Origin of the sequence: Agrobacterium leguminum, assembly GCF_015704895.1 — a bacterium.
Taxonomy (GTDB): domain Bacteria; phylum Pseudomonadota; class Alphaproteobacteria; order Rhizobiales; family Rhizobiaceae; genus Agrobacterium; species Agrobacterium leguminum.
This window is the reverse complement of record NZ_JADQWB010000001.1, coordinates 198,201-212,739: the sequence shown is the minus strand read 5'-3', so window position 1 is coordinate 212,739 and position 14,539 is coordinate 198,201. Positions and strand designations below refer to the sequence as shown.

The 14,539-nt window shown below is 60.2% G+C and carries 12 protein-coding genes; 4 read left to right on the top strand and 8 right to left on the bottom strand.

What is annotated here, in order from left to right; genetic code table 11:
• Window positions 1–2 precede the first annotated feature (2 nt).
• Window positions 3–503 carry a hypothetical protein gene (locus I3J13_RS01085; protein ID WP_196377747.1) on the top strand — a complete coding sequence of 167 codons (501 nt, stop codon included), beginning with the start codon at window positions 3–5 and terminating at the stop codon, window positions 501–503.
• Window positions 504–530: 27 nt separating this feature from the next.
• On the opposite strand, the gene I3J13_RS01080 is transcribed toward I3J13_RS01085, so the two are convergent.
• The 4 genes from I3J13_RS01080 to I3J13_RS01065 form a co-directional block, all read right to left on the bottom strand.
• Window positions 531–1,001, bottom strand: coding sequence for a cysteine hydrolase family protein (locus I3J13_RS01080; RefSeq protein ID WP_196377746.1), 471 nt, complete (start codon window positions 999–1,001; stop codon window positions 531–533).
• 75 nt (window positions 1,002–1,076) lie between these two features.
• Window positions 1,077–2,208 (bottom strand): peptide chain release factor 2 gene (prfB, locus tag I3J13_RS01075; protein ID WP_161987956.1). Its coding sequence is split into 2 segments (ribosomal slippage): window positions 1,077–2,138 and window positions 2,140–2,208, totalling 1,131 coding nucleotides; the frame shifts between segments, so codons are not numbered across the junction.
• Between the two features lie 98 nt (window positions 2,209–2,306).
• On the bottom strand, window positions 2,307–4,754 hold the full coding sequence (locus tag I3J13_RS01070) for a penicillin-binding protein 1A (protein WP_196377745.1): 2,448 nt from the start codon (window positions 4,752–4,754) through the stop codon (window positions 2,307–2,309).
• Between the two features lie 328 nt (window positions 4,755–5,082).
• On the bottom strand, window positions 5,083–6,342 hold the full coding sequence (locus tag I3J13_RS01065; protein WP_196377966.1) for an N-acetylmuramoyl-L-alanine amidase: 1,260 nt from the start codon (window positions 6,340–6,342) through the stop codon (window positions 5,083–5,085).
• A gap of 645 nt (window positions 6,343–6,987) precedes the next feature.
• Here I3J13_RS01065 and I3J13_RS01060 point away from each other — a divergent pair.
• Entirely contained in the window at window positions 6,988–9,882 is a 2,895-nt protein-coding gene (locus tag I3J13_RS01060) for an Rne/Rng family ribonuclease (protein ID WP_196377744.1), read from the top strand.
• A 148-nt stretch (window positions 9,883–10,030) separates the two neighbouring features.
• Here I3J13_RS01060 and I3J13_RS01055 read toward each other — a convergent pair whose 3' ends face one another.
• The 3 genes from I3J13_RS01055 to I3J13_RS01045 form a co-directional block, all read right to left on the bottom strand.
• A complete protein-coding gene (locus I3J13_RS01055) occupies window positions 10,031–10,735 on the bottom strand; it encodes an SDR family oxidoreductase (RefSeq protein WP_196377743.1) in 705 nt (234 codons plus the stop codon).
• A gap of 127 nt (window positions 10,736–10,862) precedes the next feature.
• Window positions 10,863–11,228: an antibiotic biosynthesis monooxygenase family protein gene (locus tag I3J13_RS01050; RefSeq protein WP_196377742.1), complete on the bottom strand. Its 366-nt coding sequence runs from the start codon at window positions 11,226–11,228 to the stop codon at window positions 10,863–10,865.
• Window positions 11,225–11,551, bottom strand: a complete 327-nt coding sequence (locus I3J13_RS01045; protein WP_196377741.1) for an NIPSNAP family protein — start codon at window positions 11,549–11,551, stop codon at window positions 11,225–11,227. The genes I3J13_RS01050 and I3J13_RS01045 overlap by 4 nt, the downstream gene beginning before the upstream one ends.
• 74 nt (window positions 11,552–11,625) lie before the next feature.
• On the opposite strand from I3J13_RS01045, the gene I3J13_RS01040 reads away from it, so the two are divergent.
• A complete protein-coding gene (locus I3J13_RS01040) occupies window positions 11,626–12,309 on the top strand; it encodes an ArsR/SmtB family transcription factor (protein ID WP_196377740.1) in 684 nt (227 codons plus the stop codon).
• Window positions 12,310–12,337: 28 nt separating this feature from the next.
• Here the strand turns inward: I3J13_RS01040 and I3J13_RS01035 are convergent, their stop codons facing one another.
• On the bottom strand, window positions 12,338–13,495 hold the full coding sequence (locus tag I3J13_RS01035) for a pyridoxal phosphate-dependent aminotransferase (protein ID WP_003521454.1): 1,158 nt from the start codon (window positions 13,493–13,495) through the stop codon (window positions 12,338–12,340).
• A 173-nt stretch (window positions 13,496–13,668) separates the two neighbouring features.
• Here I3J13_RS01035 and I3J13_RS01030 point away from each other — a divergent pair, with 173 nt between their 5' ends.
• The gene (locus tag I3J13_RS01030) at window positions 13,669–14,436 is read left to right on the top strand and encodes a DsbA family protein (RefSeq protein ID WP_003521455.1); all 768 of its coding nucleotides are present in this window, start codon (window positions 13,669–13,671) and stop codon (window positions 14,434–14,436) included.
• Window positions 14,437–14,539: the final 103 nt, after the last annotated feature.

Below are 14,539 nucleotides of genomic sequence, written 5' to 3'. Positions count from 1 at the left end.
CCATGCAACTGACAAGACCTATCCTCGCTGCCTTTCTTTTCGCCGCCGCCATGCTTCCCGCGCGGGCGCAGACGGAAGCGATTGACGCGCTGCCGGTCTCGGCAATCTTCGTCGTCAGCAGCGGCATGTGGGAAGATCGCAATCTTGAGCCGGTGAAAGGCCCCGACGGGCAGTTGCGGCCGCCGCCTGCCTCGCCCACGCGCGGCTATTACAAGGTCATCGCCATCCGCCAGGGCGACGGCACGGCGAAAATCTACCTACAACGCATCGTCTTTACCGCCGAAGGGCCGAATCTCCTGGAAAACATCGAGCTGGAAGAATTCAGCCAGATGAAATCCTATGTCACGGATATTCGTCCCGAAAGCTCGAATGGCGCCCCCGCCTCGCCCGGCCTCTTCGTGACCGTCTACCTGAAGACGGACCCGATAGCCAAGGAAGCGGAAAGCTGGACGATCCTGATCGACGAGCTGGGCGAGATGAAGATCGAGAAAGCGTCCAACTGATCGGCCCGATGCGCGCGCCGGGCAAGGTTACGCTTGCAGTGCCTCCGGCCCGGCAAGAACCGCACCGAAATGATGTTTCCACAATCTCGCCCCGAGTTCACCACTGCGGTCGAGACTGGAGCCCACCGTAAGCCACGGCAACAAGGTGGGATGCAACCCCGCATCGAAGAGGGCAAAGCCGGCGGCGAGCACGCAGGTATCGGCCTGAATGCCGCAGACCAGCACCCTGTCGAGTTTCAGCGACAGAAGATGGTCGATGACCTCCCGGGGTGGCGCATAACCGTGTTTGATGAAAACGCGATCTGCCACAACAAGCGACTCATCATCCCTGCCCGGTTTCCAGCCGAGTTGCCGCTCGAAGGGTGTCACGCTTTCATCATGGCGCTCGACGGTGGCGATGCTGGGCATCGTCAGGGCGAGAGCGGATATTTCCGCCACCAGCGCAGCCGGCGGATTGAAGCTTGGCTGGACGTCGACGATATAGAGCGCCTGTTTCATGCTTGTCCTCCAACGAAAAACCCCTCGCAATGGGTTTGCGAGGGGTAATCTTTTTCAATCGACGCAATTGGCGCGTCAGTCGATATCCGCGACTTCCACATCCGCGCCGCCGCTGATGCGATGCGCGAGGGCCGCTTCCATGAACTCGTTCAGGTCGCCATCCAGCACGTTGCCGGGTGCGGTGCTTTCCACGCCCGTGCGCAGGTCCTTGACCAGCTGGTAAGGCTGCAGAACATAGGAACGGATCTGGTGGCCCCAGCCGATATCGGTCTTAGAGGCAGCCTGGGCGTTTGCCGCCTCTTCCCGCTTCTGCAGTTCCACCTCGTAGAGGCGGGCGCGCAGCATGTCCCACGCCTTGGCGCGGTTCTTGTGCTGGGAACGCTCCTGCTGGCAGGCAACGGCAATACCGGTCGGAATATGCGTGATACGCACGGCCGAGTCGGTGGTGTTGACGTGCTGGCCGCCCGCGCCGGACGAACGATAGGTATCGATGCGGCAATCGCTCTCGTTGATGTCGATCTGGATCGAATCGTCGACGACGGGGTAAACCCAGACGGAAGAGAACGATGTGTGGCGACGCGCATTGCTGTCATAGGGCGAAATACGAACAAGGCGATGCACGCCCGATTCCGTCTTCAGCCAGCCGAAGGCATTGTGGCCCTTGACGAGGATCGTCGCGGACTTGATGCCGGCTTCTTCGCCGTCGTGAACTTCGAGCACCTCGACCTTGAAACCTTCGCGGTCGGCCCAGCGGGTGTACATGCGCAGAAGCATGTTCGCCCAGTCCTGGCTTTCGGTACCGCCGGCGCCAGAATGCACTTCGAGATAGGTATCGTTGGTATCGGCTTCGCCTGAAAGCATGGCTTCCACCTGACGGCGGTTCGCCTCGCTCTTCAACGCTTTCAATGCGTCTTCGGCGTCCTTGACGATCTCGTCATCGCCTTCCATCTCGCCGAGTTCGATCAGCTCGATATTGTCCTTGAGCTGCTGCTCGAGCGCCTTGACGCCATTGATGCTGTCATCCAGCTGCTGGCGTTCGCGCATCAGCTTCTGGGCTTCAGTGGCATCGTTCCAGAGGGTCGGGTCCTCTGCCTTGTTATTCAACCAGTCCAGTCGTCTTATCGCCTGGTCCCAGTCAAAGATGCCTCCTCAGCAGGCTTATGGCCTGCTTGATTTCGTCGACTACGTTCACGATTTCATTGCGCATTTCGCTGGTTCTTCACCTTCATTGAAACTCGTTGCTCAAATAAATGCGGGGGGCGCGGATGTAAAGACCCGCCCCCCCGCCAAACGTCAGGAGTGATATCAATAAAGACCGCCGCCACCGCCGGTGATGGCCTGCTGCGCCTGCGGCGAGGTCTTCAGAATGTCTTCCTGCGACATGTATCCGTCATCGCCGATGACAGAGAAGGTGGAAGCAGGACCCGTGCCGGGCTTGAAGGCTTCCATGATGGTGTCGGGCTCGCCCTCGACCGCCGCCATGCCGGTCTTGCGGTTGACGGCGACGAAGTTCATGCCGCTCGGTACGATGAACTTGCTCGGCTCCATGTGCTTGGCCGCATCGGAGATGAACTCGCCGAATATAGGCGCGGACAGCGAGCCACCCGTGCCGCCGCGACCGAGAGGTGCGGGCGAATCGAAACCGATATAGAGGCCGGCGACCATGTCCGGTGTATAACCGACGAACCAGGCGTCCTTTTCATCGTTGGTTGTGCCCGTCTTGCCGGCAACCGGCAGATCGACCTTGATCTTGCCCGCCGCCGTGCCGCGCTGCACGACGCCTTCCAGCATCGAGGTCGTCTGATAGGCGGTCATCGGGTCGAGAACCTGCTCGCGATTGTCGACGATGACAGGCTCATCCTGGTTCTGCCAGCTCGTCGCGTTGCAGCCTTCGCAGGCGCGCTCCTCATGCCGGAAGATCGTCTTGCCGTAGCGGTCCTGAATACGGTCGATCAGCGTCGGCTTGATCTGCTTGCCGCCATTGGCGATGACCGAATAGGCCGAGACCATACGCATCACGGTCGTTTCACCCGAACCGAGCGACATGGACAGAAGCGGCGGCATCTTGTCGTAGATGCCGAAGCGTTCGGCATATTCCGCGACCAGATTCATGCCCATGTCCTGCGCCAGACGCACCGTCATGAGGTTACGGGATTTCTCGATACCGAGACGCAGGGTCGACGGGCCGGCGGAACCGCCGCCGTAATTCTGCGGCTTCCAGACCTGATTGCCGGAAACAACCTCGATCGGCGCATCGAGAATGACCGACGCCGGCGTATAGCCGTTATCGAGCGCCGCCGCGTAGATGAACGGCTTGAAGGAGGAGCCCGGCTGGCGCATCGCCTGTGTCGAGCGGTTGAATTCCGACTGCGCATAGGAGAAGCCGCCGACCATGGCCAGAACACGGCCGGTATGCGGGTCCATCACCACCATGCCGCCCTGCACTTTCGGCGGCTGGCGCAGGCGATATTCATTGCCGGAATTGGAAAGCGGCTGTGCATAGATCACATCGCCTGCCGCCACGACACCGACCGGCGACTTGGCGGTCGCCTTCTTGCCAGTCGCATCGCGGAAAGCCCAGCGCATGTTTTCAGCGGAGATATGGCCGCGCGTGCGCTTGTCGCCATCTTCCGTTTCAGTGTCCGGCTGCACCCCGATGTCGACGCCATCGGCAGCGACGGCAAGCACCACAGCGACCTTCCATTCCGGAACGTCGCGCAGGCCCTTGACCTTGGCGAGCGCCGCCGTCCAGTCACCCGCAGTCTCGATCTTTTCGACGGGTCCGCGGAAACCGCGACGCTCATCATATTGCACCAGACCGTCCTGAAGCGCCTTGCGTGCTTCCATCTGGATCTGCGGATCGAAAGAGGTGCGGACCGAGAGCCCGCCTTCGAGAAGCGCTTCCTCGCCGTATTTTTCGACGATCTGGCGGCGGACTTCCTCCGCGAAATAATCGGATGCGAAGATATGCGCGCCACCGCGACGCAGATTGACGCCAAGCGGCTGCTTTTTGGCGTCCGTGGCGTCGGCGACCGTGATGTAGCCGTTTTCGGCCATGCGGTCGATCACCCAGTCGCGACGCTCAAGAGCCGCCTTTTCGCGACGGATGGGATGGTAATTGGCCGGACCCTTCGGCAGCGATGCGAGATAGGCGGTTTCCGCAATCGTCAGCTCCGTCACCGATTTATTGAAATAGGTGAGCGCCGCGCCGGCAATGCCGTAGGAATTCAGGCCGAAGAAAATCTCGTTGAGATAAAGCTCGAGAATCTTGTCCTTGGAATAGGTCTGCTCGATGCGGAAGGACAGAATGGCTTCCTTGAGCTTGCGGTCGATGGTCTGGTCGTTGGTCAGAAGGAAGTTCTTCGCTACCTGCTGGGTGATGGTGGACGCGCCGACCGGACGGCGACCGGAGCCGAGATTCTGGATATTGACGAGAATGGCGCGGCCGAGGCCGAAGACATCCACACCCGGATGGTTGTAGAAATTCTTGTCTTCAGCCGAAAGGAAAGCAGCCTTCACGCGGTCGGGAATGGCCTGGATCGGCAGGAACAGGCGTTTTTCATGCGCATATTCCGCCATCAGCGCACCGTTGCCGGCATGCACGCGGGTCGTCACCGGCGGCTCATAGGTGCTCAAAACTGCGTAATCCGGCAGGTCTTTCGTCACGCCGTGCAAATAAATCGCACCGACGGCGGCGGCGCACAGGAAGAGCACGCTGGCCAAGCCGAAAAAATATCCAATCAGTCTGATCATACCAAGCTACCGATAATTCGAATCGTAACCATCAACGCCCGACGATATACGGGCGCATCCTTGCATATCGCGTGCCGTTTTGCACACCATACCTTCGATGACAAGCCGGATACGGCAGCATTCGCTGATATGTTACCGGGCGGCAGGCCCGCAATCGCGCTGCGGACGCTTTGCGGATCGCCACCGAATCCGCTTTCCGAGTAACGCGGCGAATGTGAGTAAAATAGGGCTTCGCCTTCGTAATCGTCCGCAAGACCCAAGAATTGAACAGCTTTTCGACGGTCAATGGCAGAGCGGCAACAGCATTGCCGCTCCGCCGGCTGGCCTCTCAGCCGCCATTTGCCATGGCCTTGGCGCGGTATCGCCCAACGGCGGTTGCCAGCGTATCGGCCACCTTCTTGCGCCATTCCCCATCGAGAAGCAGCTTTTCGTCTTCCGGATTGGAGAGGAAACCGAGTTCCAGCAGCACCGACGGCACATCATGGGCGCGCAGCACCATGAAACCGGCGTAACGGTGCGGATTGTTGATGAGCCCCACCTGCCCCTCAAAGGAGGAGACGATGTTTTCAGCCAGCGTCACCGAAAAGGCCTGCGTTTCACGGCGGGTGAAATCGAGAAGAATATCGGCCACTTCCGGCGGCTCGCTGGAGGCAGCGACGCCCGCGATCTGGTCGGACTTGTTTTCGCGTTCCGCCAGTTCCTGCGCCTGCCGGTCCGATGCCCGGTCCGACAAGGTATAGACGGTCGCGCCCCGGATGCCCTTTTGCTTCAACGTATCCGCATGAAGAGAGATAAAGAGGTTGGCATTATTCTGGCGGGCGATGGTCACCCGTTCCGACAAGGCGAGAAACGTATCGGAATCACGCGTCAGGAAAGCCTTGATACCGGGTTCGCGGTTCAGCCGCTCGGCAAGTTCCTTGGCGAAAGTCAGCGTAATGACCTTTTCCTCGGTGCCGGTGGTGCCGCCGGTGGCGCCGGCATCGATGCCGCCATGGCCGGCATCGACCGCGATGACGAATTCCGCTGGCCGCGACGTCTTGTCATCCGGCGTGATCGCGGCAGTCGTCACCGGGGCCGGCGCCTGCCACTGCTGATCCTTCACCAGTTCCGCGAACTTGCCCTTGGTGGTGATTTCCGTATCGAGCACGAAATGGAAAGATTGGCCATTATCGGTCTTTTTGGTTTCGGCAACCGCCACCTGAACCGGCTTTTTCGCCGTCAGCACGATGCGGGCGCTGTTCTGCCCCATGCTGCCGAAACGGATATCCGAAAAAAGACCGGTCGGCTTCAGGTCGGATGCGGGAAAGCTGAAATTCACCGCCGGAAAGTCCACAACGATGCGGGCAGGCGAATCGAGATAGTGAACGTCGAATTCCGGCTCTTCGGCGAAGTCGAGAACGATGCGCGTGCGCGCCTCATCGCCGATGATCCGCGCCTGATGGACGACCAGCGGCTCCACGGCATGGGCTGCCGGCGCGGCGGAAACAGAGGCCGCGACGGAAAATGCCAGAGCCGTCGCAAGCCGCGCGATTCGCGCGCCAAGCCGCCCTCTCCCACCGAATATCGCTGCGTTGCGCGTGAAATTCATGGTCTTCAAGAAATTCCGTATTTCAGTCATTTTCGATAAACGGCGAGGAAAAACGCCGGCAACAGTGCCGTTTCAACCACGCCGTACGATAGTTTGCGCGTTTGCGCCCCACAATCGCAGGCCTTGGTGAACCAATTGTTAACCCGGAAATTCCACCAATAATATGGCATATTTAGCCAGCCTATTGCTATTATGACAGAGAAAACATACAACACGGATGAGGGTTAAAAGTGTTGACGGGATAGATGCCCGCCGGCTGCCAATCGAAAAAGACGCTGGCGCTGCAAATCGGGCAATCATCTGCCGTCGTTACATTTATCCTGAAACTCGATCAATTCCGGCCGTGGCCGGAGACCTACCCGGTGGCGCTGCCACCGCCGCTCTGAGGAGAGCAAATTCATCGGATCCCAAGGGGTCTATATATTATTGTCGTTCCGCCTGGCCAATGATGTCGCAGCAGTTTTCACATGAACCGGATACCAGGAGCAGGCCAAGCGCCTCGCCGTCGGTCCGGATGCTGCCAGTTTACAGACGCCCGGCAGGAGACTTCATTTCCGGCACATCCTTGCACTCATATGAAAGGCTCGTCCGTGTGGCGGGCCTGTTCTCGTATAAAACAAGGCTGCGCCGAGGAGCACAGCTTACATGGCAGACAAAATGCTTATCGACGCCTCCCACGAAGAGGAGACACGCGTAGTCGTTGTCCGTGGGAACCGGATCGAAGAATTCGATTTCGAATCGGAGCACAAGAAACAGATCCGCGGCAATATCTACCTTGCCAAGGTCACGCGGGTTGAACCCTCGCTTCAGGCGGCCTTCGTCGATTACGGTGGAAATCGCCACGGCTTTCTCGCTTTTGCGGAAATCCATCCGGACTATTACCAGATTCCACTCGCCGACCGTCAGGCCCTCCTGAAAGCGGAAGCCGAGGATCATCGCCGCAGCGACGATTTCGAATCCGCTGATGCACCCGAGCCCGGCGCCCCCATGATCGACCTTTCGCAGGTGGATCAGCCGGATGTCGGCATTGTTTCCGCAAGCGAAACCACTGAAACGGTCGTCGTGGAAGAAACCGCGACCGTCGCGGAAGAGGTTTCCGGGGAAACGGCCGTCGAGGCCGTAGCCGAAGAAGCGCCCACCGAGGAAGAAAAGCCGAAGAAGCGCACCCGTCGCCCCCGCGCCAAGAAGAAGACGGCGGAAGAAGAAGCCGCAGCGGCCGAGGCCGTCGAAGCGTCTTCCGAAGACGATGGCAGCGCCGGCGGTGAAATGGCCGCCATGGTCGATACCGACACGATTTCCGAGGAAGTCGAGGGTCTTCGCCGCGGCAATGACGATGATGACGACGACGATGACGATCACCACGAAAAGGAAGTGATCGAATCCGTCGGCGCCGAAGACGCCATGGAAGAGGTTCCGGACCGCGTCGCCCGCAAGCCGCGCAAGCAGTATCGCATTCAGGAAGTCATCAAGCGCCGCCAGATCCTTCTGGTGCAGGTGGCCAAGGAAGAGCGCGGCAACAAGGGCGCGGCGCTGACCACTTACCTGTCGCTCGCCGGCCGTTATTCCGTTCTGATGCCGAATACGGCGCGTGGCGGCGGTATTTCCCGCAAGATCACCCAGCCGGCCGACCGCAAGCGCCTGAAGGAAATCGCGCGCGATCTGGAAGTGCCGCAGGGCATGGGCGTCATTCTGCGCACCGCCGGCGCCAACCGTACCCGCGTCGAAATCAAGCGCGACTTCGAATATCTGATGCGCCTGTGGGAAAATGTCCGCACGCTGACGCTGAACTCCACCGCCCCCTGCCTCGTTTACGAGGAAGGCTCGCTCATCAAGCGTTCGATCCGCGATCTTTACAACAAGGATATCGGCGAGATCATCGTTTCGGGCGAAGACGGCTATCGTGAAGCCAAAGACTTCATGAAGATGCTGATGCCGAGCCACGCCAAGGTGGTTCAGCCTTACCGCGATATTCACCCGATCTTCTCGCGCTCCGGCATCGAAGCCCAGCTCGACCGGATGCTGCAGCCGCAGGTGACGCTGAAGTCCGGCGGTTACCTCATCATCAATCAAACGGAAGCGCTGGTTTCCATCGACGTCAACTCCGGCCGTTCGACCCGCGAGCATTCCATCGAGGAAACCGCGCTGACGACGAACCTCGAGGCGGCGGAAGAAGTTGCGCGCCAGCTTCGCCTGCGCGACCTTGCCGGCCTTGTCGTCATCGACTTCATCGACATGGAAGAAAAGCGCAACAACCGCGCTGTCGAGAAGAAGCTCAAGGATTGCCTGAAGAACGACCGCGCCCGTATTCAGGTCGGCCGCATCTCGCATTTCGGCCTGCTGGAAATGTCGCGCCAGCGCATCCGCGCTTCAGTGCTGGAATCGACCACGCAGGTCTGCCAGCATTGTGGCGGCACGGGCCATGTTCGCTCGGAATCCTCCATCGCCCTGCATGTCCTGCGCGGCATCGAGGAATATCTGCTGCGCAACACCACGCATAACATCACGGTGCGCAGCACGCCGGAAACGGCGCTCTACCTGCTCAACCACAAGCGCGGCACGATTGTCGATTATGAAGGCCGCTTCGGCGTGTCGATCATCATCGCCGCCGATTCCGGCGTCGGTGCGCAGCATTTCGCCATCGATCGCGGTGAAGCCGTCGAAAATCCGGTGAAGATCGAAAGCCTCATCCAGATGCTGCCGAACTTCGTGGAAGAGGAAGACGATTTCGTCGCCGAGGTGGAAGAGGACGAAGACGAGGAAGAAATCGTCAAGGCGCAGACCTCCGAGCCACGCCAGCAGCAGCAGGGCGACAATGGCGAGGAAGGCAAGCGCAAGCGCAAGCGCCGCCGCCGCCGTCGCGGCAAGGGCGGTCAGGGCGAGCAGAATGGCGCGCTCGACGCCCAGTCCGGCGATGGAGAAGGCGATGATGCCGAAGGTGACGACGATGGCGTCGAAACCGATGAAGCCGATGCTGAAACCGAAAACGGTGCAGCGGAAGCGGTAACCTCCGAAGAGGACGGCAAGCGCAAGCGCCGCCGTCGCGGCAAGCGCGGCGGACGTCGCAACCGTGCGGAAGACGAGGCTCTCGATGCCGCCGGCTCGGAAGCCGAGGGTGAAAGCGAAGAGGCTTCCGCCGAAGCATCCGTAACCGAAGAGCCGACCGCCGCCGAGGTGGTGGAAGGTGCGGTCGCCGAGGTCGCGGAAGAGGACGTGCCGAAAAAGCCGCGCCGCACCCGCAAGGCAAAGGCCAAGACTGAAACCGAAGAAGCGCCGAAGGCCGAAGCCGTTGAAACGGTGGAGCCGGTGATCGTCGAGGAAACCGTGGTGAACGTCGCGATTGAAGAAGTGGGTGAGGCTTCGGCCGATCTGGCTTCGGAAGCGGAAGCCCCGGCCACGGAAGAAAAGGTCCGCGCGAACCGGGGCAGCAATGTCTCGAGCTCGGAGCCGGTGGTCACCTCTTCCGGTTCCTCCACGCCCGCCGATGGCGACGAGCCGAAGCCCCGCAAGGGCGGCTGGTGGCAGCGCAAGGGCTTCTTCTGAGAGAAGCCACATCCTGAATAAAAGACGCCCGCAACGATGTTGCGGGCGTTTTCTTTTGTCGATGCAAAGAGCGGGTGTTTTTTGAGCCGCTGACATTTCCTCATTCCTGCGCTTGTCACAGGAATGAGGAGTGGGAAAGGCCAACCCGTCAAACAGACCGCGTTAGCCCGCCATCAACGCGGATATTCTGACCGGTAATATACCCGGCCCCCTCAGATGCGAGAAATGCCACGGTGGCGGCGATTTCCTCGCTCTTGCCGTAACGCTGCATCGGCACGCTCTCGCGGCGTTCCTCCGTCGCCGGCAGGCTGTCGATCCAGCCGGGCAGAACATTGTTCATGCGCACATTGTCGGCCGCATAGGTATCGGCGAAAATCTTGCTGTAGGAGGCAAGTCCGGCGCGGAAAACGGCGGATGTCGGGAACATGCTGCTCGGTTCGAAAGCCCAGGCGGTCGAGATGTTGACGATGGCGCCCGCCTTCTGTTTCACCATGACGGGCGCGACGATCCGCGTTGGGCGGATGACGTTCATCAGATAGACATCGAGGCCGGTGTGCCATTGCTCGTCGGTAATATCGAGAATGGAGGCGCGCGGGCCATGGCCGGCGCTGTTGACCAGCACATCGATGCGGCCGAATTTTTCGAGCGTCAAATCCGTGAGCCGCTGGAGATCGTCATTGGACTGGTTGGAGCCGGTAACGCCGATGCCGCCCAGCTCCTGCGCCAGCGCCTCTCCCTTGCCGGAAGAGGACAGGATCGCGAGTTTGTAGCCATCCGCGGCCAGACGTTTCGCCACGGCAGCCCCCATGCCGCTGCCGCCTGCCGTTACAATCGCTACTTTTTCTGCCGACATCGCTTTTCTCCTTGTCCTAACCTTAAGGGTGTCCCGCACCACATTGGCCCATCTATAACGGGTTTCAAAGACGAGTTCGAACCAGAAAGCCTTGCAACGGCATGCAGAAAAACTGATGCTGGAAATGTCAGCCCAAGCCATCTCCCTCTGCCGGATGGGCTTTCCGGCTGTCGGCTGGCGCTTCCTCCCTCTCCTCCAAGCCATAGTCGCGGATCACCTGCGCGATACGCAGCCGGTAATCGGAAAAAACACCGGACCGGCCCAGCGACTGCGCGGCGCGATGCGGCAGGGTATTGCGCCATGCCCTCACCGCCTCCTCATCCCGGAAAAAGGACAGAGACAGCATCTTGTCCGGATTGCCGATGCTTTGAAACCGCTCGACGGACAGGAAGCCGTCGATGGTTTCCAGTTCAGCCCGCAGGCCTGCCGCGATGTCGAGGTAATGCTGCTTCTCGCCTTCAGCCGGCCAGACCTCGAAGATAACGGCGATCATCGTCCGCCTCCGGCGTGCGGAGCGGAGGCGAGACGCAGGAAAAGCCGGTCCTCACGGCGAATGAACTGTTCGCGGCGGGCGAATTCGTAATTTTCCCGCCCCGCAGGATCGGCGGCGAGCCGTGCCCTGTAGGCTTCGTAAGCGGCAAGACTTTCGATGTTGTAGACACCGTAGGCAATGGTGCTCGATCCCTCCTTCGGCGCATAATAACCAATCAGATCGGCCCCGCAGCGCGGTATCGCCTCACCCCATGTGCGGGCATATCGCTCAAAGGCATCGACCCTGAAAGGATCGATCTCGTAGCGGATGAAACAGGTCAGCATCGTTTGTCTCCTCGTGTTTTGCCTTTCTCTTTTACGCCATTGCTTTGCATCAATGCTTCGGCTACCATCGAAGCATGAAAGACGGACCTCTGATCGCCAATGTCGCCGCACTGATCGGCGACCCTGCCCGCGCCAACATCCTGACGGCGCTGATGGACGGACGCGCGCTGACCGCAAGCGAGCTTGCCGAAGCCGCCGGCGTGACCCTGCAGACCGCCAGCGGGCATCTGTCGAAGCTCTCCGAGGCGCAACTCCTGAAAGCGGAAAAACAGGGGCGTCACCGCTATTTCCGTCTTTCCGACGAGGATGTGGCGCATGTTCTGGAAGCGTTGATGGGTCTTGCCCAGCGCACGGGCGCAGTCCGCGTCCGCACGGGACCGAAGGACAAGGCGCTGCGGGAAGCGCGCATCTGCTACGATCATCTGGCCGGGGAGAGCGGCGTGGCGCTGCTTGCCGCCATTACCGCAAAAGGGCTCGTGACGTCAGGTGACGATCCTGCCCTGACGGAGAGCGGACGCGACTTCTTCTCAAGCTTCGGCATCGACCTTTCGTCACTCGAAAAGGCCCGTCGCCCGGTCTGCCTGCATTGCCTCGACTGGAGCGAACGCCGCCATCATCTCGGCGGCGGGCTTGGCGCATCGCTTCTCGAAGCCATGCAGCAGCGGGACTGGCTGCGGCGCGGAAACGGCCGTGTGCTGACCTTCACTGCAAAGGGCGAAAAGGCGTTCAACAGCACCTTCGGCTGCACGCCCGCCTGATCTCCCTAATCGGATGATCCCGGCTTACTTACTTCAGCCAGCCGGCAATACGTCCAACGGCCTCGGCGATATCCGACACGGAACCCGCATAGGAAATGCGCAGCGCCCTGTGGCCTTCCTCGGGGTCGAAATCCATGCCGGGCGTCGCCGCCACATCGATTTCCGCCAGCATGCGCTTGGCAAAATCCATGCTGTCATTGGAAAAGCGGCTGGTATCGACATAGGCATAAAAAGCGCCATCCATCGGGGATGCCAGCGGCAGGCCGATCTCCGGCAGGCGCGCCATCAGGAAATCGCGGTTGGTGCGATAGCTTTCCCGGTAGACATCCAGCTCCTCCGCCGCCGAAAAGGCCGCTGTCGCCGCAAGCTGCGACAGTTCGGGCGCGGAAATATAAAGGCTCTGGGCGAGACACTCGACGGGGCGGACAAGGTTCTCGGGCAGCACCATCCAGCCGATGCGCCAGCCGGTCATGCAATAATATTTCGAGAAGGAATTGATGATCACGGCATTGTCGGTGATTTCGAGCGCGCTCGTCTCTTCGCCGACAAAGGTGAGGCCGTGATAAATCTCGTCCGAAATGAAAGCCATGTCGCGGCTTTCGCAATAGCTCGCCAGCCGCTTCAGCGCCTCGCGGCCGGTAACCGTGCCGGTTGGATTGGCCGGGCTTGCCAGAAGCACGCCCTTCAGCTTGCAGCCTGCCTTTGTCTCCGCTCGCTCCAGACTTGCCGGTGTCAGCGTATAACCGGTTTCAGCCGTGACCGGCACTTCCACGACATTGAGGCCGAGCGCCTTCAGAATATTGCGATAGGCAGGATAACCGGGCCTTGCGATGGCGACATAATCGCCCGCATCGAAAAGACTCAAAAAGGCGAGGTTGAAGGCGGCAGATGAACCCGTGGTCACGGCGATGCGGGCCGGATCGATGGCGACCTGGTGGCGCAGCCGGTAATGACCGGCAATCGCCTCGCGCAGCTCGCGCAGACCCAGTGCGTCGGTGTAACCGATGCGCCCATGTTTCAGCGCCGCCTCAGCCGCCGCAAGCGAGGCTTTCGGCGCGGGATGCGAGGGCTGGCCGACCGCCATGGAAATGACGGGGCGGCCCGCCTGCCTGCGCCGATTCGCTTCCGCCAGAATATCCATGGCGTGAAAGGGTTCGACTGCGCTCCGCTTCGACATCGTAATCAAGGGCATGCTCTTTCCTGAACCGTATTTCAGAGACTTGCCGCAGAATCACAATCTTCACAATCATGCGATCATAATGCGGACAAGTATTTTTGCCGTATGGCATTTGGCTTAAAGTAAGGTAATTGCCTTCATCAGATTTCAAGAGGCTCCGGCCGCACAGAATGAGGACCGATATGGCGCATTTTCTCCGTTCCACCCTTCTCGCCAGCGTGACGGCCCTTTCGACGGTATTCGCCTCCCTGCCCGCCCATGCGCTCGACGAGCAGCAGAAGAAGGAAATGGGCGAGTTCATCAAGCAATATCTGATCGAGAACCCGGAGATCATGCTTGAGGTTCAGGATGCGCTTGAGCGCAAGCAATATGCCGCGCGCAATGCCAAGGCGGCGGAAGCCGTCGCCGATAACAAGAAGGCCATCTTCGAATCGAAATTCGATCTGGCGCTCGGCAACCCGGATGGCGACGTCACGCTGGTCGAGTTCTTCGACTACAATTGCGGTTATTGCAAACGCGCCATGGGCGACATGGACAATATCCTGAAGAGCGACAAGAAGGTGCGCGTCGTCCTCAAGGAATTTCCGATCCTCGGACCGGAATCGGTTGCGGCCCACCGCGTTTCCAACGCCGTGAAGCTGCTTGCACCGGCCAAGTATCCCGAATTCCAGCGCACGCTCCTCGGCGGCCGCGGACGGGCGAATGAGGACAGCGCCATGGAAGTCGCGACCTCGCTCGGCCTCAAGGAAGCCGACATCCGCAAATCGATGGCGGAGAACCCCAATGACGAGCAGGTGCAGGAGACTTACAAGCTGGCAACCAGCCTCGGCATCACCGGAACGCCGTCCTATATCGTCGGCGACGAGGCGGTTTTCGGTGCGGTCGGCGCCGACCCGCTGAAGGAAAAAATCGCCAATATGCGCAGCTGTGGAAAAGCCACCTGCTCCTGATTGCTAAAAAAGCCACTGCATTCCCTGTGAGATGCCTGCCAAGCGGCCGGTTTAGGGCTTGCGGGGGCTTTTCCTTGACGGCTGCGCAGTCTATAGGTGTCGC

What these genes read in the sequence shown, in the direction of transcription:
- I3J13_RS01040 (WP_196377740.1), top strand. Translation starts at nt 11,626, where the DNA reads ATGAAAGACGGACCTCTGATCGCCAATGTCGCCGCACTGATCGGCGAC.
- I3J13_RS01050 (WP_196377742.1), bottom strand. Translation starts at nt 11,228, where the DNA reads ATGATCGCCGTTATCTTCGAGGTCTGGCCGGCTGAAGGCGAGAAGCAG.
- I3J13_RS01065 (WP_196377966.1), bottom strand. Translation starts at nt 6,342, where the DNA reads ATGAATTTCACGCGCAACGCAGCGATATTCGGTGGGAGAGGGCGGCTT.
- I3J13_RS01070 (WP_196377745.1), bottom strand. Translation starts at nt 4,754, where the DNA reads ATGATCAGACTGATTGGATATTTTTTCGGCTTGGCCAGCGTGCTCTTC.
- I3J13_RS01060 (WP_196377744.1), top strand. Translation starts at nt 6,988, where the DNA reads ATGGCAGACAAAATGCTTATCGACGCCTCCCACGAAGAGGAGACACGC.
- I3J13_RS01055 (WP_196377743.1), bottom strand. Translation starts at nt 10,735, where the DNA reads ATGTCGGCAGAAAAAGTAGCGATTGTAACGGCAGGCGGCAGCGGCATG.
- I3J13_RS01030 (WP_003521455.1), top strand. Translation starts at nt 13,669, where the DNA reads ATGGCGCATTTTCTCCGTTCCACCCTTCTCGCCAGCGTGACGGCCCTT.
- I3J13_RS01085 (WP_196377747.1), top strand. Translation starts at nt 3, where the DNA reads ATGCAACTGACAAGACCTATCCTCGCTGCCTTTCTTTTCGCCGCCGCC.
- I3J13_RS01080 (WP_196377746.1), bottom strand. Translation starts at nt 1,001, where the DNA reads ATGAAACAGGCGCTCTATATCGTCGACGTCCAGCCAAGCTTCAATCCG.
- I3J13_RS01045 (WP_196377741.1), bottom strand. Translation starts at nt 11,551, where the DNA reads ATGCTGACCTGTTTCATCCGCTACGAGATCGATCCTTTCAGGGTCGAT.